We start from the raw sequence: 21,616 nt of genomic DNA, 5'->3' as shown, positions 1-21,616 counted from the left end.
GCGACGGGCGGCGCAAGGGACGGCAGGGACATCGATGATGCGTTCGGGACGGCGGCCCCTGGTTGCAGGCAACTGGAAGATGAACGGGACGCGGGCCTCGATCCCCGTGGTCGACGCGGTGCGGACCGGGCTGTCGCCGGCGCTCGCCGAGACCATCGACCTGCTGATCTGCCCGCCCTCGACGCTGATCTCGGCCTGCGTGGCCGCGACCTACGATTCGCCGATCGCCATCGGCGGCCAGAACCTGCACGCCAAGCCGAGCGGCGCCTTCACCGGCTCGATCTCCGCCGAGATGCTGGCCGACCTCGGCGCCACCTACGTCATCGTGGGCCATTCCGAGCGCCGGGCCTACCACCACGAGACCGACGACGGCGTCCACGCCAAGGCGCTCGGCGCCCGGCGCGCGGGCCTGTGCGGCATCATCTGCGTCGGCGAGACCATGGAGGAGCGCGAGCAGGGCCGGGCGCTGGACATCGTGCGCGCGCAGCTCGCGATCGGCACGCCGAAGGGCGCCACCGCGGCCGACACCGTGATCGCCTACGAGCCGGTCTGGGCGATCGGCTCGGGCCGCACGCCGACGGCGCGCGAGATCGCCGAGGTCCACGCCTCCCTGCGCGAGATGCTCGACAAGCTCGTCGGCGAGGAGGCGGCCAAGATCCGCATCCTCTACGGCGGCTCGGTCAAGCCCGGCAACGCCCGCGAGCTGCTCTCGGTGGAGAACGTCGACGGGGCGCTTGTCGGCGGCGCGAGCCTCGTCGCCGAGGACTTTCTGGGGATCTGCGCCGCCTACGCCTGAGCGGCGCCCCGCTCAGATCTTGTAGGCCTGCCGGGCGAGCAGCCGCCAGCGGCCGCCGTCGCGGTGCCAGACCTGCATCACGCCGATGCGCACCGGCACGGTCTTGCCGCCGGAGGTCGTCTCGCCGCTGAAGACGTGCCGGGCGATGGCGTCCTCCCCGACGACCGAGACCGAGCGGTCCGACAGGACGATGCTCGGGAAGGCGGAGCGCCGGCTCGTCAGCGCGTCGACGAAGGCGGCCTTGTCCTGCACTGCGCCGCCGGAATGGCCGTAGCTCAGGCCGTCGAGCACCAGCGCGTCGAGGGCGGCGGCGTCCGGTGCGAGCAGGGCGGCGGTCAGGGCGTCGACCGCCGCCTCCACCTCGGTCGCGGCTCCAGCGGATACTGCAGGGTTGGAGGCGAGGAGGGCTGCGGCGAGAGCGAGAGCGAGCAGGGGGCGGCGTGCGATGGGCATGGCGTCTTCCTTCCGATCCGGTCGGGGCGCGTTGGCCGCGCCAGGTTCCGACGCCGTCTTTGAGCATGCGGAGCCCACGTGCGGCGAGGCGGACGGCTGACATCGCGTCGGCGATCGTCATGTTTGGCGCCCGCCCGCTTGTGGTGTATGCCCCCGCCAGATGGGCAGCCGGTGCGACGCAGCGCCGGCCGCCGCGTCCGGTCCCCACCCCAGCGGGCGGCTCGCGGGACCGGCGCACGCACTGAAAACGATTCCGGAAACCCGATGCAGACCGTCCTGATCGTCGTCCACCTCATCATCGTGTTGTCGCTGATCGGCGTCGTGCTGCTGCAGCGCTCCGAGGGCGGCCTCGGCCTCGGTGCGGGCAGTAGCGGCGGCGGCGTCTCCGGCTTCATGACCGGGCGCGGCCAGGCCAACGCGCTGACGCGGGCCACCGCGATCCTCGCCGCCCTGTTCTTCGTCACCAGCCTGACTCTGGCGGTGATGTCGCACCGCTCCGCCGCGCCGAAGTCGATCCTCGACGGCGCCGGCGGCACCGCGCAGCCGACCGGCCAGCCCGCGGGCGCCGACAACCTGCTCGACACTCTGCGCCGCCAGAACAACGCCCCGGCCGAGGGCACTTCGACGGCGCCCGCCGCTCCGGCTCAGCCTGCCGTTCCGGACGCGCCGCAGTCGCGTTGAACGCCGCGTCGCACCCTGGACGGCGCAGCCGCGCCGTTCGATCGGACAAAAGAAACTTAACGCTCCCGCCCTAGGCCTGCCCAATCCAGCGTTGCGCGATTTCCGTGGGGATCGCGCGATGCGGGTGTCATGCCGTTTGGCGAATCGCCCAGCCTTCTCTATGGACCGAGGCCCATGACGCGGTACGTTTTCATCACCGGCGGCGTGGTCTCCTCGCTCGGCAAGGGTTTGGCCTCTGCGGCGCTCGCAGCGCTGCTCCAGGCGCGCGGCTACACGGTGCGCCTGCGCAAGCTCGACCCCTATCTCAACGTCGATCCGGGCACGATGAGCCCGACCCAGCACGGCGAGGTCTTCGTCACCGACGACGGCGCCGAGACCGACCTCGACCTCGGGCATTACGAGCGCTTCACCGGCGTACCGGCGACCCGGGCCGACAACATCACCACGGGCCGGATCTACCAGGACATCATCGCCAAGGAGCGCCGCGGCGACTACCTCGGCGCGACGATCCAGGTGATCCCGCACGTCACCAACGCGATCAAGGACTTCGTCCGCGACGGCAACGACGCCTTCGACTTCGTGCTCGTCGAGATCGGCGGCACGGTCGGCGACATCGAGGGCCTGCCGTTCTTCGAGGCGATCCGCCAGCTCGGCAACGACCTGCCGCGCGGCTCGACCGCCTTCGTGCACCTCACGTTGCTGCCCTACATCCCGTCCGCGGGCGAGCTGAAGACCAAGCCGACGCAGCATTCGGTGAAGGAGCTGCGCTCGATCGGCATCCAGCCCGACATCCTGCTATGCCGCTGCGATCGGCCGATCCCGGCCGACGAGCGGCGCAAGCTCGGGCTGTTCTGCAACGTGCGCGAGACCGCGGTGATCGAGGCGCGCGACGTCGCCTCGATCTACGACGTGCCGCTGTCCTACCGCGAGGCCGGCCTCGACCGCGAGGTGCTGGCGCATTTCGGGCTCGCCCACGACGGCGAGCCGGACCTGACGCGCTGGCGCACGATCTCGGAGCGGGTGCGGAACCCCGAGGGCGAGGTCACCATCGCCATCGTCGGCAAGTACACGGGGCTGAAGGACGCCTATAAGTCGCTCACCGAGGCGCTGACCCACGGCGGCATCAGCCATCGCTGCCGGGTGAACCTCGAATGGATCGAGGCGGAGGTGTTCGAGCGCGAGGACCCGGCCCCATTCTTGGAGGGGATCAACGGCATCCTGGTGCCGGGCGGGTTCGGCCAGCGCGGCGCCGAGGGCAAGATCCGCGCGGCCCGCTTCGCGCGCGAGCGCAAGATCCCGTATTTCGGGATCTGCTTCGGGATGCAGATGGCGGTGATCGAGGCGGCCCGGTCGCTCGCCGGCGTGCCCGACGCCAACTCCACCGAGTTCGGCGACACGCCCGAGCCTGTCGTCGGCCTCCTCACCGAGTGGCTGCGCGGCAACGAGCTGGAACAGCGGGCGGCCGCCGGAGACCTCGGCGGCACCATGCGGCTCGGCGCCTACGGCGCGACGCTCCACCCCGACACCAAGATCGCCGCGATCTACGGCAGCACCGACATCTCCGAGCGCCACCGGCACCGCTACGAGGTCAACATGGCCTACCGTGAGCGGCTCGAGGCCAAGGGCCTACGCTTCTCCGGCCTGTCGCCGGACGGGCTGCTGCCGGAGACGGTGGAGCATGTCGGCCACCCGTGGTTCATCGGCGTCCAGTTCCATCCCGAGCTGAAGTCGCGCCCGTTCGCGCCGCATCCGCTGTTCGAGGGGTTCGTCGGCGCCGCGATCGAGCAGAGCCGCCTGGTGTGAGGCGGCGGTGCCCGCGATGACGTCGATCTCCGGGCTGCCCGCCTTCCTCGGCTACGGCGCCGTCGCCTGCGGGCTGGTGGCGCTCTACCTCGGCGTCTACTTGACGGCGACCGCGCACCGCGAGATCGCGCTGATCCGGGCGAACAACGTCGCCGCCGCGATCGCGCTGGGCGGCAGCCTGGTCGGCTACGCACTGCCGCTCGCCGTGGCGATCTACAACGCGCAGTCTGTCCTCGACTGCGTGATCTGGGGCCTCGTGGCGCTGGTCGTGCAGATCCTGATCTACTTCCTGGTCCGGCTCGTCCTGCCGGACCTGTCGCGGCGGATCGCAGATGGGGAAAGCGCCGCCGCGATCCTGCTGGCCGCCGCCTCGCTCGCTGGCGGTGTGATCGACGCCGCGTCCATGACCTACTGAACGCGGCCGGTCGCGGCCGTCCGATCGTCGGCCTGCGACCTTCTCAAGCGCGGCCGGAGTTCTTACGTCTCGGCCTTGCGGCATTCTGCCGTCCAGGAGCCGGGCCGTCCGAGACGGTCCGAACGATCATGTCCTCGCCGATCGAACGGTCCTCGAAGCGCTCGACCACCGTCGCGCTCGTCCTCGTCGCCGGCGCAGGGGCCACGGCCTTCGCGCTCGGCCGCTGCGACCCCTCGCAGCGCGAGGAGGACGTGCTGGTCTACCGCGATCCCGACGCCTGCATCCGCGGCGGGCTCCGCACGGAGAACGATTGCCGGAGCGCCTACGCCACGGCCCTGGCCGCCTACCCGGAAGGCGCGCCGCGCTATCCCTCACGCGTCGATTGCGAGGGGCATCATGGCGCCGGGCACTGCGTGGACGGTACCGCCGTCGCGGCGAGCGCCGCCGGGAGCTTCGTGCCGATCCTCGCCGGCTACGCGGTCGGCCGACTGGCCGAGCAGGCCCTCGCGCCACAGCCGCTGTATGATCATCGCCCCGATCAAGCCGGCATCGCGTCGTCCGGCGCGGGTGGAGGCGGCTACTGCACGAGCTGGGGCGGGCGCGTCGTCACCGGCAGCGGTGGCGCGTCGTCGAGCGCGCGGGTCTCGTCGCCCGCGGTGCGTCCGGCCGCCTTCGGCGGGTTCGGCGCCACGGGCCGCAGCTTCGCCGCGCACGGGACGGCGGGCCACGGGGGCGGCGGCTGATGCGCCGCATCGCGTTGGGCGAGCGGCCGGACTGGCGCGCCAGCGCGCAGACCAACGGCTTCACCTTCCACACCCTCGACGGGGCACCTTATTGGGACGAGAGCCACGCCTACGCCTTCACCCTCGAAGAGGTCGAGCGCGACATCGAGGGGCCGGGCACCGAGCTCCACGCCCTGTGCCTCGACTTCGTCGCCGACGCGGTCGAGGACGCGCGCATCCTCGCCTCGCTCGCGATTCCGGAAGCCGCCTGGGACGTGGTGCGTGACAGCTGGCGCCGCGGCGACCCCACGCTCTACGGCCGGCTCGACCTCGCCTATGGCGGCGACGGCACCGGCCCGGCCAAGCTCTTGGAATACAACGCCGACACGCCGACGGCGCTCTACGAGGCGGCGGTGTTCCAGTGGCTGTGGCTCGAGGACCTGCTGCGGCTCGGCCGGCTGCCGGCCGGGTCGGACCAGTTCAACGCCGTGCACGAGCGCCTGATCGCCCGCTTCCGCGCGGTCGGCGGCGCGTCGCTGGCGCTGACGGCTTACGCCGACGCGCCCGAGGACCGCGGCACCGTCGCCTACATCGAGGATTGCGCGCGCCAGGCCGGCCTCGCGACCCGCTTCCTCGACCTCGGTGACATCGGGCTCGCCGCCGACGGCCGCTTCGTCGACCGGGCGCTGACGCCGATCACGACCCTGTTCAAGCTTTATCCGTGGGAATGGGCGTTCGCGGATGCGTTCGGCGCGGCTTTGTCCGCGACGCCGACGCGCTTCCTCGAACCGCCGTGGAAGGCGGTGCTGTCGAACAAGGGGCTGCTGCCGCACCTGTTCGCCCGCGAGCCGGGCCATCCGAACCTGCTGCCGGCCTATTTCGAGGATGACCCCCAGAAGGCGCGGCTCGGTACCTCTTTCGTCAAGAAGCCGCTGTTCTCGCGCGAGGGTGCCAACGTGCTGATGGTGTGCGACGGCGCCGTGCTGGCCCAGGACCACGGCCCCTACGGCGCAGGCGGTCACGTCCGCCAGGCGCTCGCCGAGCTGCCGTGCTTCGACGGGCGCCACGCCCTCGTCGGCGCCTGGATCGTCGGCGACGACTGCGTCGGGCTGTGCCTGCGCGAGTCGGATGGGCCGATCACAACGAACGCGGCCCTGTTCGTCCCGCACGTGATCCTGCCGGGGTGAGTGCGCCGATGACGCGCTGTGCAAGGCGCGCGCGACGGCCTATCTGAGCGGACGTGACGGACATCCTCTTCTACCACCTCCAGAACCAGCCGCTCGAAGCGGTGCTGCCGAACCTCGTCGAGAAGTCGCGCGAGCGCGGCTGGCAGGCGGCGATCCAGGCGGCGACCGAGGAGCGGCTGCAGGCGCTCGACGACCACCTCTGGACCTTCCGCGACGACAGCTTCCTGCCCCACGGCACCGATCGCGAGCCGGATGCGGCGAGCCAGCCGGTGGTGCTGACGCTGCGCGAGACCAACCCCAACGCCGCCGCGATCCGCTTCCTCGTCGAGGGCGCCGACCTGCCGCCGGATGCCGGCGACTACCAGCGCATCTGCGTGCTGTTCGACGGCACCGACCAGGATGCGCTCCTGCGTGCCCGCGAGCAGTGGAAGGCGGCCAAGGCCGCCGGCCACGCGGTCGCCTACTGGCAGCAGGACGACGACGGCCGCTGGCTGAAGAAGGCGTGACGTTCCCTCGCGCACCCGACCGGATTTCAGGATTCGCCATGCGCTTGTTTGACAATGCGATCGAGGCCGCGCTCCGCGCGCTTCCCTCCCCCCTCTGCGGGAGAAGGTCGTCCGCTCAGCGGGCCGGGAGGGGGGAGCGACAGTGCCGGATAACGCGCACCCCTCTCCCGAGCCTCGCCGACGCGAGGCAAACCCTCTCCCGCAGGGGAGGGAGGGCATGCGCGTTCGGGTTTGCGCTCCTGATGGCTTTCGCCCCGCTTCCGGCCATCGCCCAGGCGCCGCAGCGCGGCCCCTCCGAATCGCGGCCGGCCGAGGGCCGCAAGCTTCCGCCCGATTCCACCACCGAGCAGAGCGTCACGCTCCCCAACGGCCAGAAGCTCGACTTCACCGCCACCGCCGGCAGCCTGCCGCTGGTCGACGAGTCCGGCAAGCTGCAGGCCGAGATCGCCTTCGTCGCCTACACTCGCCCCGCGGCGGCCGGGACGGCGCGGCCGATCACCTTCGCGATCAACGGCGGCCCCGGCGCGGCGTCGGCCTACCTGAACGTCGGCGCGATCGGCCCGTGGCGCCTGCCGGCCGACGGGTCGAGCATCAGCCCGTCACGCTCGGTGGCGCTGGTGCCGAACGACGGCACCTGGCTCGACTTCACCGACCTCGTCTTCATCGATCCGGTCGGCACCGGCTACAGCCGCGCCGCCGACGGCGACGGCAAGGCGTATTGGAGCGTCGACTCGGATGCCTCGGTGCTGTCGGCGGCGATCGCCCGCTACCTGCGCGTCAACACCCGCATGGGCGACCCGAAGTTCTACGTCGGCGAGAGCTACGGCGGCTTCCGCGGGCCGCTGATCGCCGCCAAGCTCCAGGAGGATGTCGGCGTCGGCCTGTCGGGCCTCGTGCTGCTCTCGCCGGTCCTCGATTTCGGCACCCTGTCGCCGCCGCGGTCCAACCCGTGGGGCAACATCCTGCGGCTGCCCTCGTATGCGGCCGGCGCCCTCGAGCGGGCCGGCACCGTGCCGACCCGCGACACGCTCGCCGACACCGAGCGCTACGCCACCGGCGCCTACCTGGCCGACCTGTTGAAGGGGCCGAACGACGCGCCGGCGGTGGCGCGCCTCACCGAGCGCGTCGCCGCGCTGACAGGGCTCGATCCGGCATTCGTCAAGGCACAGGGCGGGCGGCTGTCGTCGAACAGCGTCCAGCGCGAAGTCGACCGCGCCACGGGCCGCGTCGCCAGCGCCTACGACACCGGCGTCAGCGGCTGGGACCCGGACCCGACCGCGGCGCATTCCGGCTTCGACGACCCGCTGCTCACCGCTTTGCAGGCGCCGCTCACCAGCGCGATGATCGACCTCTACGCGAAGAAGCTGAACTGGCGGGTGACGAACCTGCGCTACGAGCTCCTGAACACCGCCGTGAACCGCAGCTGGAGTTGGGGCGGCGGCCGCTCCGCGCCCGAGGCGGTCGGAGCGCTTCGCGGGGTGCTGGCGCTCGACGGCAACGTCCGGGTGCTGGTGGCGCACGGCTTCACCGACCTGGTGACGCCGTACTTCGCCTCCAAACTGCTGATCGACCAAATCCCGTCCTATGGGCCTGAGCCGCGGCTGTCGCTCGCGGTGTACCCTGGCGGGCACATGTTCTATTCCCGCCCCGATACGCGGGCGGCGTTCAAGCGCGACGTCTCGGCCCTCTACGCCGCCGCGCTGAAGGCCCGCGAGGGCACCGCACCCAACTTGGAGCGCAAGGAGGCGCCGTGACGTTGCCCGACCTGCGAACGCTCGCCAGCGGCACCCTGTTCGCGGCAGCCCTCCTCGGCGCCTGCACCGTGACCGAGCGGACGCCGCCGCCGGCCCCTTCCGAGATCGTGCCGATCCCGCCGCGCGTGGCCGCGGCGCCGACCTTCACCGGTCCGGTGCTCGCGCCGGACGGGTCCTGCACCGGGCCGGTCCCGACGAGCGCCGCCGCGATCGAACTCGGGATCGGCGAGTGCGACCTCGTGCGCCTGAAGGGCCGCCCGCCGGTGGACGTGCTGGTGGGTGAAGGCCGCGCGGGTCGTGAGGTGCAAGTGCTCTACACCGAGCCCGGGGCGAAGGAGCTTTACTTCTTCGTCAACAACAAGCTCGACCGCTTTGTGAAGTAGGCAGCCGGAGGCGCGTCTTCGCGTCGCGACCTTTACGACATCGTGAGCGAGGCGGCGCGATCCGCGCTACCGCAACCGCCAAACCTTCAGCACGTCGCCGCCGAGGGGCAGCGGTTCGAGCCAGTCGGCCTGGACTTCGCCGCGGGCGAGGCGCGTGGCGAAGGCGGGTCCGTCTAAGCCTGGGCTCGGCCGCGCACGGCAGACGACGACGTAGCGGACGCCGTGCGCCGCCACGTGCCGGCGCAGGTCGGCCTCGCTGCCGCCGAGACCTTCGATCGCGGCGGTGAGCCCTGGGATCGCCCGGTGATACGGCGCCGCGACCACCGCATGCGGCGTCCGCATCAGGATCGACGGCCCCATGACGACCGGCGCGAGCACCGTTCCGGCGGGAAGCGCGGCGAGCGGCTTCACCGCGGCGTCGGCCTGGCAGGCGAAGGCCTCGGCGCTCGCCGCGGCGGCCCCGCTTTCTTCGAACAGGCCGGCGAGGGCCGCCGGGGCCATCCAGGCGGTGCTGATCATCGCGATGCCGAGGGCGGCGAGGCCGGCCCGCCGGCGCGGCGCGGCGGCGCGGTCGCCCGCCAGCGCGAGGGCGCGGTCGAGCACCGGCCCGGCCACCAACGGGATCAGCCCGGAGGCGACGTAGATCCCACGGAACTGGAACCAGCCGATGACGAGGCCTGGCCAGAGGAGGACGGCGGCGACGCCGTAGGCGCGCCGATGTTCGGGCGCCCCGCGGAACGCCGCCCAGGAGGCGGCGAAAGCCGCCAGCGCCAGGACGGGATAGTAGACCAGCATCTCCCACTGCCGGCGGGCGACGAACTTCGGCACCGAGGTCATCTCGTTGACCATGAGCAGCCAGCGGTCTCGGACCAGCGGCGTCATCCCCGGGAACGGGCCGCCGAGGCAGATCGGAAACAGCAGAGCGAAGCCGCCGACGAGGACCGCGCCGATCGCCGCGACGACGGCGATGCGCGCCCCGATCGAGCCGAGCCGCCGGTCGAGCCCGGCGCAGGCGAGCGCGGCCGCGCCCCCGCCGCCCGCGAGCCAGAGCCAGGGCGGCGAGAGCGCGTCGCAGGCGGTGGCGGTCCAGAGATGCGGCGCGGTCTGGGCCCCGAACAGGAGCGGCGCCGCGAGCCCGAGCCCGAGGCCGAAGCCGAGGAAGCAGGGCAGGGCCGGCCGGCCGCGAAAGACCCAGTCGCCGACCACGAACAGCGCCCCGAGCGCGACGGAGGGCAGGCCTTCGAGGCCGATCGCCAGGGAGAAGGCCGCGAGCGCCCCGGCCGCCACCCCGGCCCGCGCGCCGCCGCGGATCAGGGCCGTCGCCATCCCGAGGATCGCGATCATCTGCACGTCGTGGTGGTCGACGCGGCCGGCGGCGAATTGCACGGTGACGCCGAAGGTCTGCGTCGCGGCGAGCACCGCCAGCACCGCCGCCCGCGGGCCGAAGCTCGTCCGGACGCCGGAAAAAAGCGCGGTCGCGTAGACCGCGAGCAGCAGCGGCGGCCAGAACGCCGCGACGAGCCCCTCCGCCAGACCGGAGCCGACCCACGGCGTCAGCACGAGCAGCAGGCCGGCCGGCGGCGCGTCGAGCAGGCGCGACCAGTGGCTCGGCACGCCGTCCGGCGGCAGGAAGCGGTACTGCACGTTGTCGTACCAGCCCTGGCCGGCGGCGAGGTCGCGGGCCTCGACCAGGCGCATGGCGTCGTCGGTGTCGGGCACGCGCAGGTGCCGGATCGTCTCGATCACGTCGCCCGGCGGATACAGCGTGACGACGCAGAATAGGACCAGCAGCCACAGGAGCTTGCGCGCATGGAGGCCCGCCGGCGGCGCGGCCGGAAACGAAGCTGTGGCCGCCATCGCGCCTCTCCGGTTGTCCGCCGGAGGGTCCGGCCGCGACGGGTCTCGTCGTGCTGGCGCGACCTTGCCGCGAACGCGCTTAACGGGCGGTCAAGGCCGCCGGCTTGGCAGGTTTCCTTAACCACGCCGGGAGCAGGGTCCGACGACGCGAAGGCAGGCCGGGGCAGCGGATGAGTCACCACACCGAGACGCTGGTGATCGGCGGCGGACCCGCCGGGCTGACGGCGGCCTACCTGCTGTCGAAGCAGGGCCGCGACGTCACCGTGCTGGAGCGCGACCCGGATCAGGTCGGCGGCATCTCGCGCACGGTGAGCCACAACGGCTACCTGTTCGACATCGGCGGGCACCGCTTCTTCTCGAAGTCGAAGGCCGTGGTCGACCTCTGGGACGAGATCCTGCCCAACGACTTCATCGAGCGTCCGCGCCTGTCGCGGATCTATTACCAGGGCAAGTACTACGCCTACCCGTTGAAGGCGTTCGAGGCCCTGCGCAACCTTGGGATCCTCACCAGCACCGCCTGCGTGCTGTCCTACCTCTACGCCCGCGCCAAGCCGATCCATGAGCCCAAGCACTTCCACGGCTGGGTCCGCAACCAGTTCGGCGAGAAGCTGTTCTCGATCTTCTTCAAGACCTACACCGAGAAGGTCTGGGGCATGTCCTGCGACGCGATCTCGGCCGATTGGGCCGCGCAGCGCATCAAGGGCCTCGACCTCGGCGCCGCCATCCGCGACGCGCTGAAGCGATCGCTCGGGATCAAGGCCAAGCGCAAGGCCGGCGAGCCGGTGATCAAGACGCTGATCGAGTCGTTCCGCTATCCCCGCCGCGGCCCCGGCATGATGTGGGAGGCGGCCGCCGACAAGATCGCCGCGCAGGGCGGAAAGGTGCTGCTCGACCGGGGCGTCGACGGCCTCTCGTTCGACGCCGCCGCCGGCCTGTGGCGCGTCTCGGCCCTGCGCGGCGACGGCACGCGCGAGACCTTCACCGCGCGCCACGTGATCTCGTCGGCGCCCGTGCGCGAGCTCGTGGACGCGATCACGCCGCGCCCGATCAGCACATTCCAGGCGCGGGCGCTGCAGTACCGCGACTTCGTCACGGTGGCGCTGATCGCCAAGTCGCAGGAGGACTTCCCGGACAACTGGATCTACATCCACGACCCGTCCGTCCAGGTCGGCCGGGTGCAGAACTTCCGCTCGTGGTCGCCGGAGATGGTGCCCGACGAGGCCCACACCTGCCTCGGACTCGAATATTTCTGCTTCGAGGGCGACGGCCTCTGGACCGCGAGCGACGCCGACCTCGTGGCGCTGGCCAAGCGCGAGATCGGGCAGATCGGCCTGATCGACCCGGCCGACGTGATCGACGCCTGCGTCGTGCGCCAGCCCAAGGCCTATCCGGTCTACGACGAGACCTATGCCGAGAACGTCGCGCTGGTGCGGATCGAGCTGGAGATGGACTACCCTACGTTGCATCTTGTGGGGCGCAACGGCATGCACAAGTACAACAATCAGGACCATGCGATGATGACGGCGATGCTCACCGTCGAGAACATCGTCGCGGGCAAACGCCGCCACGACGTCTGGCGGGTCAACGAGGACGCCGAGTACACCGAGGCCGGCGTCTCCGGCGCGGAGCACGCCCTCGCCAGCGAGCGGCTGGTGCCGCGCAAGGTCGCCTGAGGCGACAGAGGCCGGGCCGCGTTACGACGCGGCCTTGCCGGCGCCCGCCCGCGGCATACACTCCCCGCCAACGCCCGGTCTCAAGGGCGGTCTCGGGAGATCAGCCCCATGCGTCCGGTGTTCCTCGCCGCGCTTCTGTCCAGCGCCGCCCTCGTCACGTCCGCCCTCGCCCAGGGCGCGCTGCCCGCCGAGACCAAGGCCAAGGTGGACGACTTGGTCAAGCTCCAGGGCATGCAGAGCACCAACACGGCGCCCGCCCCCGAAATCCCGCAGACCGGCCGCAAGGCCGACGCGATCCGCAAGACGCTCGCCAAGATCAAGCTCCCCGAGGGCTTCAAGATCGACCTCTACGCGATCGTGCCGGACGCCCGCGCGATCGCCGTCGGCCCCAATGCCGGCGTGCTGTTCGTCGGCACCCGCAAGACCAAGGTCTACACCGTCACCGACCGCGACAAGGACCGCGTCGCCGACGAGGTCCGCGCCTTCGCGCCGGGCATCGACTTCAAGATCCCCAACGGCGTCTGCTTCTCGAAGGACGGCGTGCTCACGGTTGTCGAGCAGAACCGGGTGCTGTCCTTCCCCGCGGCCGAGTTCTTCTACGAGAACCCGGACGTCGCCGCCGGAATCGTGGTCAAGCAGGGCGAGCTGATCCCGGCCTCGGAGGAGAGCTACAACCACACCGCCCGCGTCTGCCGCGTCGGCCCGGACGGCAAGACCTACATCGCGCTCGGCCAGCCCTACAACGTGCCGGCGCCCGAGAAGATGGACCTCTACCGCACGCACGGCATCGGCGGGATCGTGCGCATGGACGCCGACGGCAAGAACCGCGAGGTCTACGCCACCGGCATCCGCAACTCCGTCGGCATCGACTTCGCCGCCGACAAGTCGTTGTGGTTCACCGACAACCAGGTCGACGGCATGGGCGACGACAAGCCGCCGGGCGAGCTCAACCACGCCACCAAGGCCGGCGAGAACTTCGGCTTCCCGTGGTTCGGCGGCGGCGCCGTCCGCACCGTCGAGTACAAGGACCAGACCCCGCCGGCCGGCGTCGTCGCCCCGGTGGCCGAGCTGGCGCCGCACGCCGCCGACCTTGGGCTGACCTTCTACAACGGCCGCCAGTTCCCGCAGGCCTATCGCGGCGGCATCTTCATCGCCGAGCACGGCTCGTGGAACCGCACCGAGCCGGTCGGCGCGCGCGTCATGTTCGCGCCCGTCGTCGACGGCAAGGTCGGCCAGCCGAAGCCCTTCGCGGAAGGCTGGCTGACCGGCGACGGCGAGTATCTCGGCCGCCCCGTGGACGTCGCGGTGCTGCTCGACGGCTCGCTCCTGGTCTCCGACGACGCGGCCGGCGCGATCTACCGGATTTCGTACGAAAACGACGCGAAATAGAACGCATTTCCATCGTTGCAGGCACACGCACCGACACCTGAACGGCCACTTGCACGATCACTTCCAGGATCACTTGCAAAGCCACTTGCAAAACCACTTGCACAGTCACCTGCACACGCACGCGCCGGGCTCGCCCGGCGCGTGCGGCCGGGGTGCCGATCCCGGGCTCGGCGGCGTGCGGGCGATGCGCATTCTCGAACGTCCACAGGCTCGCACCCGCCCGGTCCCCGCATGATCCGCCTCGCCGCCTTCGCCCTGATCCTCGCCGTCGCGCCCGCCCTCGCCCAGGCCGGCGACGCGGCGGCGGGCCGGAAACGCGCCACCGCCTGCCAGACCTGCCACGGGATGGACGGGCTCTCGAAGCTGCCCGAGGCGCCGAACCTCGCCGGCCAGGTCGAGGTCTACCTCGTGAAGGCGCTCACCGAGTATCGCGACGGCACCCGGCAGAACCCGGTGATGTCGGTCGTGGCCAAAGACCTGTCGGATGCCGACATCGCCAACCTCGCGGCCTATTACGGCGGCCTGCAGATCGAGGTGATCCCGCCGGGCTGAGCGGGACGAACGCCGCCGGCCGGGGGGGCGAATTTGTCCTCGGCGTCGAGCCTCGGATTGAAACGCGAGCCTGCTCGACCGGCTGGTCTCGACCCGATCGTGGCGTAGCGATCGACCTGTAGGATGCAAAAGGCCGACGTTCGCACGCTGGGCATCGGGAATGTCGGCTGGCGTCGGGGCTGTCTGCCGAAGGATCTATGATGTCGGTCGGTCGCGGTCTACTGCTTGAAGAGCCATAACGATTCGAGGACGACCGCCATGCAGGAAGACGGCGGAGATCCGGATGGATGGGCCGGCATGAACGCCATCAGCGCCAACGACATCGTCGAAACCATCCCGACCGGTCTTCTGGTGCTCGACGGGGATCTGCGCGTCCGGTCGGCCAATCGCGCGTTCTGCCGCACCTTCGGCGTGACGGTCGAGGACACCATCGGGCAGCGGTTGTTCGAGCTCGGCAACGACCAGTGGGACATTCCGGCTCTCCGAGACCTGCTCGGCACGATCATCCCCGATGACCAGGTCGTCGAGGCCTATGAGGTCGAGCACGACTTCCCCGGGATCGGTCGCAAGGTCATGCTTCTCAACGCCCGCAAGGTCTACCGCCCGGGCGACGGCACAGAGCGGCTTCTGCTGGCCATCGAGGACGTGACGGAGGCGCGCGAAGCGCGACGCGAAAGCGAACGCACCTGGGAACTTGCCCAGAACGTCGTCGATACCATTCGGGATCCGCTCCTGATCCTCGAAGGCGACATGCGGGTGACCACCGCGAGCCGCGCCTTCCTGCAGCTCTTCGACGTGCCCGCCGAAGCCGTGATCGGCCATAAGCTTCACGACCTGTCGCAGGGGCAATGGAAGATCGGGAAGCTGCAGGCGCTGTTGGCGCGCGTGGTCCCGGACGAGGAGGCCTTCGACGGCTTCGAGATCGAGGACGAATTTCCGGGCCTCGGAAGACGAATCTTCAAGCTGAACGCCCGCAAGGTGTTCCGCCCCGGCGATCACGTCACCCGGATGCTGGTGGTGTTCGAGGACGTGACCGAGGCGCGGATGCTCGAACGGCATCGCGAGATGCTGTCGACCGAGCTGGCCCATCGGATCAAGAACAGCCTGACGGTCATCACCTCCTTCGTATCCTACGAGGCCCGCCGGGCGGCCGAACCGTGCCGGGAAGGCTACCGGGCCATGCAGGCTCGGATCGGTGCGGTCGCCCAGCTGTACGATGTCATCGCGCGCTCCGCCGCGCTCGGCCCGGTCCCGATGGACACCTACCTCACCGGCATCGCCACGAGCTTGCGCGCCAGTCTTCTGGGGGAGGGCTCGCACGTCACGATCTCCGTCTCCGCGGAGCCGCTGTCGATCGATCCCGATCACGCGGTGACGATCGGACTGATCGTCAACGAGCTCGCGACGAATGCGGTCAAGTACGCGTTCCCTGACGGGAAAGGTCAGATCGTCCTCGGGTTCGACCGGCGTGAGGGTGAGGTCGCCCTGACCGTCAGCGACAACGGCGCCGGTCTCGTGGTCACCGGCGGTGGGCCATCCGGCTCGGGACTCGGCTCGCGCTTCGTCGAAGCCTTCGTGCGCCAGATCGACGGCATTCTCGCGACCGCGACCAACGCCCAGGGCACGACGTTCACGGTACGCCTTCCGTCGTCCATCCTCGCATGAGGGTGGCGCTGCGATCCAATCGGATCGCGCGGGTGGAATGTCCGATCGTGGGGGCTGCCTGGGCCTGCGCGATGATCTTTTCGGCTCGAAGCGGACCGGCAGAAATGCATGCGTTGCGCACCGCCTGGCCGACGTTCACACTGAGACGCGACCCCCGCCGGGGGTAGCCCAAAGCCGATCCTGGACGCACGCGGAGGCATCGATGCGGGTCCCCACAGCTTTCGCCCCGGACGCGACGGTGTTTCCCGCACGCGTCGCGATCGGGCTCGGGCCGCGCCCGGTGCTGGTCGTGGCCGCCGCCGCCGCGCTCGTCGCCGGGACGATCGGGGTCGTGCGGGCGCCTGCTGTTGCGATCGATCCGGATCTCGTCCGGGTGATCCGCTGCATGGCCCTGATCAAGGGCGGTCTGGCGTTGGCCGCGCTCGCGGCCTGCCTCTGGCGGCTCGGGCGGCCGGCCGCGGGCTGGCGCAGATTCGCCTACGTGGCGGGGCCGCCGTCGATGCTGGGCGGGGCCGTCGCCCTGTGGTCGCTGCATGGGGTCGGGCTCGCGGCGCTCGGCCTGCATCTCGGGCTGTTCGGCGTGCTCGCCGCGGGGCTGACGGACCCCGCCTTCTTCGACGGCTGGCGCCGCCGGCGCGCGTGACGGCGGCGCGATTTTCGATAAAACGCGTCAGCGGCCGAGCCGCCGCCTGGCCTCGTCGCGGGCTCGATGCTCGAAGCGGGCGAGGGCGACCCGGCGCTCCAGCGAGAGCGCGTCGCGCCCCGGCGGTATCGCGATGATCTCGGCCACGGTCTCGCGCTCGCGGTAGAGGCCTTCGAGCGCCGAGCCCGCGAGCGTCGCCGAATCGAGCCTGTCGGCGAAGGCGTCGTCGTGGCAGGCGCGCACGATCTCGGCCTCCAGCAGCAAGCCCGGGGCGCAGGCGCGCTGGTCCTCGTCGTAGGCGGTCTTCAGAAGCGTCGCGACGCCGCCGCCGACGAGCGCGAGGCTGATCGCCACCGGCCTGCCGTCCAGCGCCAGGATGTCCGCGCGGGCGCCGACCGGCCCCTGCGCCGGCCCCTCCTTCTGCCCGAACAGCGCGCGCGCGAAGGCCGCGTGCTCCGGGCGGCAGGCCATCGCCGTGCCGGCCGCGCCCTTCCAGCCCACGCGCTCCAGCGCGAGGAAGGCCGCGACCGCTTGGTCGAGGTCGGGGCCGGCAGTCGCGGTCGCGAAGGTCACCGCGCCGGCCTCGCCGAGGCGCTTGGCGCGGCGGCGGAGGTCCTTCAGGCGGCCCTTGTGCGGGTGGCCCTCCAGGAACGCGTCGTGGCTCGCGCGCCGGTCGAGCACCGGGCGCGCGAACGCGGCCACCGTGGCGCGTCGCCAGCCGGCGCGGTCCATCGCGGCGACGAGGCCGGCGCCGGCCGGGCCGTCGAGGGGCAGCAGCGGCCAACGCCAAGCCCGGCCGCCGGAGGCGGCTGCGAGGCCCGCGACGAGGGCGTCGAGCACGGCGTCCCGTGCCGGGCCGTCGGCGACGAGGGGCGCGGTCGCGGTGACGAAGGGCGACAGGAAGGGCCGCGCGACCCGGCCCCCGAGCGCGCTGACATCGCGCGCGATTCCGTAGGGCAGGGCGGCTTCGAGCCGGCCCGCGCGGCGGATTGTGACGAAGCGCAGGGCCTCGGGGGCGAGGCCGGCGCGCTGATGCGCGGCGACGACGTGGCGGGCGTAGTGCGGATGCGGCGCCCGCGCCCGCGCGAACAGGTCGTCCCATTCGGCCGCATCCGGCGCGTCGGACGGGCCGGCCTCGATCGCGGGCATGTGGACGGCGGAGATCATCGCGGGTTCGCCGTGAAAAGGCCGGTCCAGACCGGGGTCGAGAGGCCGTGGACGCGGTGCGCCGCCAGCGCCAGGATGCCGGCGCGCAGGATCGTGGTCAGCGCCATCCCGAGCGCCGCGCCGATCACCCCGAGATGCGGCACGAGGAGCAGGCAGGCGCCGACGGCCACCGCCAGCATCGCCAGGGTGATGCCGGCGCAGAGCCGCTCGCCGCCGAGCATGGTCAGCAGATCCTCACCCGGGCCGAACAGGCTCGCGGCGACGCTGCCGGCGGCGAGCACGGCGAGGATCGGGATGCTGTCGGAGAATTGCGGGCCGAACATCGCCAGCAGCAGGGGGCTCGCGGCGACGACGGCGAGCGCCACGAGGGCGGTGGCCGCCAGGGTGCCGCGGCCCTGCAGGCGCACAAGCCAGGAAAGCGTCGCCCAGTCGCCGACCGCATGCGCCGCGCTGAAGCGCTGCGCGGTGGCGGCGACGGCGGCGAAGTGCACGAACACGACGAATTGCTGGATGCGCGTCGCGGCGAAGTACAGGCCGACCGCCGAGGGCGGCATCAGGAAGCCGAGCACCACCACGTCGACGAAGGTGAAGCCGGCGTTGGCCAGGTCGATCAGCGCGATCGGCAGGCTGGCGCCGAGCCAGTGGCGCCAGCGGTAGCGGCGCGGGCCCTTGGGCAGGGTGCGCGCCATCCGCGCGATCACGAGCGTCGCCTGGATCGCCACCGACAGGATCGCGGCGGCGAGCATGCAGGCCATCGCGACCCAGGCGTGGGCGGGCGCCCCGAGCAGGATCGCGGCGACCATCGCGACCATCATCACGGTCTGGCGCACGAGGTAGGGCGGGGCGATCGCCAGCACCGCCCAGTTCTGGCTGCGGGCGAGGCCTTCGAGGAAGTCCTGGAGCGCGAACAGCGGCAGCACCAGCGCGCCGACGAGGAGCGGCGCCCGATAGGGCCCGGCGACCCAATCGGGCCGCAGCGTCAGGATCGCGGCACCCACCCCGGCGACGAGGAGGGCGGCCGCGCCGATCGCGACGGCGCCGGCCACGAGGTAGCCGCGGGCGTGGTCGAGGTCGCCGCGGGCCTGGTCGACCGGCAGGAAGCGGCAGGCGCCCTGCGACAGGCCGAGCGTGACCGAATGGCCGATCATCGCGGTCCAGACCCAGACCGTGGCGAAGATGCCGTATTCCTGCCAGCCCATCAGCCGGGCGGTGAGCACCTGCGCGCCGTAGGCGAAGCCGGCCGAGGCGATGCGGATCGCGAACACGTCGAGGGCGGTGCGGGCGGGGCCGGTCGCGGCGGCGCGCAGGCGGTGGACGGCCGAGCCGAGGGTCGCCGCCGCCATGTCCGCCTCCTCGATCCCGCGCGGATCGGCCCCGAGCCCTAACCCGGCCGCCGTTGCGGCGGGGTTAATGGGGCAGGGTCAGGGTCTTACCGACGTCAGGGTCTTACCAACGTCAGGGCTTTGCCGGCGTCAGGGCCTCGCCGGCACCGCCGTCGCCCCCGCGGTACCGGTGGGCTTCGGCGCCGTCGCTCCCGCGGTTCCGGTGGCCTCGGGCTGCTGCAGCGACAGCGTGATCGCGCGGCTGACGTGCTCGGCCATGCAGCGCAGGCCGAGGTCGTTGAGGCGGAACTGCTGGCCGAGCATGTGGCCCTCGCCCTTGTCGCTGCGCCCGGCGAGGTAGCGCATCGCGTCGTAGCGCAGCACCAGCGGCACCTTCTCCTGCGTCGCCACCGTGCGCACCGACTGGACGATGCTGGTATAGTAGGCGTCCGCCGCGAGGCTCGCGGTGTAGAGCGGGTCGACCAGGACCACGTCGATGTCGTGCGACTTGATCCACTTCACGGTCTCGGTGAGCGCGTCGGTGAAGGCGTCGAGCTCGACCCGGGCGAGGGCGTCGTGGGTGCCGACCTGCCAGATCACGAGGTCCGGCTCCACGTCGGCGACCATGCTGCGCAGCCGCTCGGCCGCGCCCGAGGCGATCTCGCCCTGGAGGCCGCGATATTCCATCACCACGTCGACGTTGGGCATCGCACGCTCCAGCGCCGTCTCGAGCTTGACCGGATAAGTCGCCGAGGCCCCGGGCGCGGCGTTGCCGCCGATAGCGAGCACCCGCACCGGGCGGTTCTTCTGCAACGCCGCCTTCACCGCCGGGAGCTGGGACAGGGTGTAGAGCTGCGAGCCCGGGACGCGGCATTCCGGCGACAGGCTCGTATCGCCCGGCTCCGCCTCCTTGCTCCCGGCCCCGGAGGGCGGCGACACCACCATCGGGACGCCCGGCGCACGGGGCGCCTCCTGAGCTGCGACCGGCCAAGCCGCGACCAGCCAAGGCGCGACCGGCCAAGCCGCGAGCAGGCCGAGAAGCCATGCGACGGCGATCCGGTGCATCGCGCCTGTCCTCACGACGCCACCCGGGGCTTGCGGCCGCGCCATTCCACGAACCACGCCGTCGCGCCGAGGCCGACGATGCCGACGGCGAGCACGATCATGTCGACGACCAATCCGCCGCCGGTCCGAAACCGCAAGAGCTGGCCGCCGAGGCTCAAGATCGATCCCATGGAGAACACGGCCAGGGAATTCCGGCCCAAGCCCGCAAGATACCCGACAATCAAGGGGATCCGAGGCGCGATGATACCGTAGACCGGGCCGAACGCGAGAAGGACGCCCACGAAATGTAACAGGCGTGCCGGCGTCAGGTAGGTCTTGTCGAAGGTGAACAGCAGTCGCGGGTCCGGCACCAGCATCGGATCGGGCCGGATCTCCAGCACGGAGAGCACGATCCCGAGCACGACGATCGCGATCCCGAGGGGGAACAGCCGGCGCGACCAGAGCCGGAGCGTGCCCGAGGTGCGGTTCCAGTCCTGCAGGACGAAGCCGAGCACGAGCAGCAGCTGCCAGCACCACGGATCGAAGAACCAGTCGCCCTGGCCGGGCCAGGATTGCAGGTTCCACTCCTCGACCAGGCTGGCGAGATAGAGCCCGACCGAGAGCCCCAGCGCCAGGAGTCGGTTCAGCCGGGCGATCAGCACGAAGGCCGGCGCGATCCCGAGCAGCACCACGTAGAGCGGCAGGATGTTGAAGAAGCCGAGCTGGTGGGTCAGCAGGACCATGCCGACGACGGTCTGGATCGGGTCGGCGAAGAACCCGCCGGCATTGTGCCATTCGAGGATGAGCGGGTTGTCGAACACCAGCGCGGTGCCGGCGATCATCGCCAGCGCGATCACCATCACGGCGAGCTGCGCCCGGTAGACCTCGATGGTGCGCGACAGCAGGCGCAGGACCGAGCGCAGGCGCGGCTCAGGGGTGCCGTCGCGGCCGCGGGTGGCGATGCCGATCGACCAGCCGGCCAGGAACACGAACAGCTCGGCCGCGTCCGAGATGCCGTATTGCGAGTAGGTGTAGCGCTCGAAGGTGTTGCCGGGGACGTGGTTGATGAAGATCGTGACGAGGGCGAGCCCCCGCCAGAAGTCGATCGCGTTCGGTTCCCGCATCGCGGTGTCGGCTCCGGAAGTTCGGCGTGCGGGCTCGGCGGGCGTCGGCGCTTCGCGACGCAGCGAAGGCGGGTCCTGATACGGCGGCGCAGGCCCGACTGCAAAGGTTGGACGCGAACGAGGCGCTCGACAGGTCGAACCGCCGCGCCGCGAGCCGCGTTACGCCGGGACCAAGGAGCGCACGATGTCCAGAACCCGCCCGATTTCCGTCTTCGTCCTCGCCGCCGCTCTGGCGTCGTCCCTCCCGGGGCAAGGCTTCCTCCCGGGGCAAGTCTTCCTCGCGGGGCAAGCCCTCGCCCAGGCCGAGACCGGGACCGGCGGCGGCGCGGCCTCGACGGTGACGGCGCCGAACACCTCGCGTGTCGGCCGGACCATGCCGCCCTCGACCGGGGCCGGCGCGGCTACCGCCGACGACCGCCGGACGCGCACGCCGAACGAGAAGCAGGACGACCAGCTCATGCGCGGCATCTGCATCGGCTG

21 protein-coding genes are annotated in these 21,616 nt (G+C 71.4%); 15 read left to right on the top strand and 6 right to left on the bottom strand.

Annotated elements, in window-relative coordinates:
• Positions 1-34: 34 nt before the first annotated feature.
• Complete coding sequence (gene tpiA / locus MFF13_RS11710) at positions 35-796, top strand: triose-phosphate isomerase (protein ID WP_147762336.1); 762 nt, start codon at positions 35-37, stop codon at positions 794-796.
• 12 nt (positions 797-808) lie between these two features.
• Here the strand turns inward: tpiA and MFF13_RS11705 are convergent, their stop codons facing one another.
• On the bottom strand, positions 809-1,249 hold the full coding sequence (locus MFF13_RS11705; protein ID WP_147828984.1) for a nuclear transport factor 2 family protein: 441 nt from the start codon (positions 1,247-1,249) through the stop codon (positions 809-811).
• A gap of 264 nt (positions 1,250-1,513) precedes the next feature.
• Here MFF13_RS11705 and secG point away from each other — a divergent pair, with 264 nt between their 5' ends.
• From secG to MFF13_RS11665, 8 genes are all read left to right on the top strand, one after another.
• A complete protein-coding gene (secG, locus tag MFF13_RS11700; RefSeq protein ID WP_147828986.1) occupies positions 1,514-1,930 on the top strand; it encodes a preprotein translocase subunit SecG in 417 nt (138 codons plus the stop codon).
• 174 nt (positions 1,931-2,104) lie between these two features.
• A complete protein-coding gene (gene pyrG / locus MFF13_RS11695; protein WP_147751383.1) occupies positions 2,105-3,733 on the top strand; it encodes a CTP synthase in 1,629 nt (542 codons plus the stop codon).
• A gap of 16 nt (positions 3,734-3,749) precedes the next feature.
• Positions 3,750-4,148: a DUF350 domain-containing protein gene (locus MFF13_RS11690; protein ID WP_147751382.1), complete on the top strand. Its 399-nt coding sequence runs from the start codon at positions 3,750-3,752 to the stop codon at positions 4,146-4,148.
• Positions 4,149-4,276: 128 nt separating this feature from the next.
• Entirely contained in the window at positions 4,277-4,891 is a 615-nt protein-coding gene (locus tag MFF13_RS11685) for a DUF1190 domain-containing protein (protein ID WP_147751381.1), read from the top strand.
• Positions 4,891-6,057: a glutathionylspermidine synthase family protein gene (locus tag MFF13_RS11680; RefSeq protein ID WP_147751380.1), complete on the top strand. Its 1,167-nt coding sequence runs from the start codon at positions 4,891-4,893 to the stop codon at positions 6,055-6,057. The genes MFF13_RS11685 and MFF13_RS11680 overlap by 1 nt, the downstream gene beginning before the upstream one ends.
• A gap of 53 nt (positions 6,058-6,110) precedes the next feature.
• Positions 6,111-6,563: a DNA polymerase III subunit chi gene (locus tag MFF13_RS11675; RefSeq protein ID WP_147751379.1), complete on the top strand. Its 453-nt coding sequence runs from the start codon at positions 6,111-6,113 to the stop codon at positions 6,561-6,563.
• Between the two features lie 242 nt (positions 6,564-6,805).
• Positions 6,806-8,317 (top strand): S10 family peptidase, encoded by a 1,512-nt coding sequence (locus tag MFF13_RS11670; protein WP_147751378.1) that lies wholly within the window; start codon positions 6,806-6,808, stop codon positions 8,315-8,317.
• Between the two features lie 11 nt (positions 8,318-8,328).
• The gene (locus MFF13_RS11665; protein ID WP_373322522.1) at positions 8,329-8,700 is read left to right on the top strand and encodes a hypothetical protein; all 372 of its coding nucleotides are present in this window, start codon (positions 8,329-8,331) and stop codon (positions 8,698-8,700) included.
• A 66-nt stretch (positions 8,701-8,766) separates the two neighbouring features.
• On the opposite strand, the gene MFF13_RS11660 is transcribed toward MFF13_RS11665, so the two are convergent.
• Positions 8,767-10,557 (bottom strand): hypothetical protein, encoded by a 1,791-nt coding sequence (locus MFF13_RS11660; RefSeq protein WP_147828988.1) that lies wholly within the window; start codon positions 10,555-10,557, stop codon positions 8,767-8,769.
• Between the two features lie 170 nt (positions 10,558-10,727).
• Here MFF13_RS11660 and MFF13_RS11655 point away from each other — a divergent pair, with 170 nt between their 5' ends.
• The 5 genes from MFF13_RS11655 (at position 10,728) to MFF13_RS11635 (ending at position 16,479) form a co-directional block, all read left to right on the top strand.
• On the top strand, positions 10,728-12,230 hold the full coding sequence (locus MFF13_RS11655) for an NAD(P)/FAD-dependent oxidoreductase (RefSeq protein ID WP_147814371.1): 1,503 nt from the start codon (positions 10,728-10,730) through the stop codon (positions 12,228-12,230).
• A gap of 108 nt (positions 12,231-12,338) precedes the next feature.
• Positions 12,339-13,619, top strand: a complete 1,281-nt coding sequence (locus MFF13_RS11650) for a PQQ-dependent sugar dehydrogenase (protein WP_147828990.1) — start codon at positions 12,339-12,341, stop codon at positions 13,617-13,619.
• 231 nt (positions 13,620-13,850) lie between these two features.
• On the top strand, positions 13,851-14,171 hold the full coding sequence (locus MFF13_RS11645; RefSeq protein WP_147828992.1) for a c-type cytochrome: 321 nt from the start codon (positions 13,851-13,853) through the stop codon (positions 14,169-14,171).
• A 297-nt stretch (positions 14,172-14,468) separates the two neighbouring features.
• Positions 14,469-15,836: a sensor histidine kinase gene (locus MFF13_RS11640; RefSeq protein ID WP_147751372.1), complete on the top strand. Its 1,368-nt coding sequence runs from the start codon at positions 14,469-14,471 to the stop codon at positions 15,834-15,836.
• Between the two features lie 202 nt (positions 15,837-16,038).
• Positions 16,039-16,479 carry a hypothetical protein gene (locus MFF13_RS11635; RefSeq protein ID WP_147828994.1) on the top strand — a complete coding sequence of 147 codons (441 nt, stop codon included), beginning with the start codon at positions 16,039-16,041 and terminating at the stop codon, positions 16,477-16,479.
• 27 nt (positions 16,480-16,506) lie between these two features.
• Here MFF13_RS11635 and MFF13_RS11630 read toward each other — a convergent pair whose 3' ends face one another.
• From MFF13_RS11630 to MFF13_RS11615, 4 genes are all read right to left on the bottom strand, one after another.
• Positions 16,507-17,646, bottom strand: coding sequence for a GNAT family N-acetyltransferase (locus tag MFF13_RS11630; RefSeq protein ID WP_238272226.1), 1,140 nt, complete (start codon positions 17,644-17,646; stop codon positions 16,507-16,509).
• Positions 17,643-18,989, bottom strand: a complete 1,347-nt coding sequence (locus tag MFF13_RS11625; protein ID WP_238272225.1) for an oligosaccharide flippase family protein — start codon at positions 18,987-18,989, stop codon at positions 17,643-17,645. The genes MFF13_RS11630 and MFF13_RS11625 overlap by 4 nt, the downstream gene beginning before the upstream one ends.
• 129 nt (positions 18,990-19,118) lie before the next feature.
• Positions 19,119-20,033, bottom strand: coding sequence for an SGNH/GDSL hydrolase family protein (locus MFF13_RS11620; protein WP_373322520.1), 915 nt, complete (start codon positions 20,031-20,033; stop codon positions 19,119-19,121).
• Positions 20,034-20,044: 11 nt separating this feature from the next.
• Complete coding sequence (locus MFF13_RS11615) at positions 20,045-21,136, bottom strand: OpgC family protein (protein WP_147753857.1); 1,092 nt, start codon at positions 21,134-21,136, stop codon at positions 20,045-20,047.
• 184 nt (positions 21,137-21,320) lie between these two features.
• Between MFF13_RS11615 and MFF13_RS11610 the strand changes: the two genes are divergently transcribed.
• The coding region (locus MFF13_RS11610; protein ID WP_238272224.1) for a hypothetical protein at positions 21,321-21,616 on the top strand (296 nt) is incomplete at its 3' end.

The organism is Methylobacterium cerastii (assembly GCF_022179125.1).
GTDB classification, from domain to species: domain Bacteria; phylum Pseudomonadota; class Alphaproteobacteria; order Rhizobiales; family Beijerinckiaceae; genus Methylobacterium; species Methylobacterium cerastii.
The sequence above is the reverse complement of the archived record's forward strand: the minus strand, read 5'-3'. Positions and strand labels throughout refer to the sequence as shown.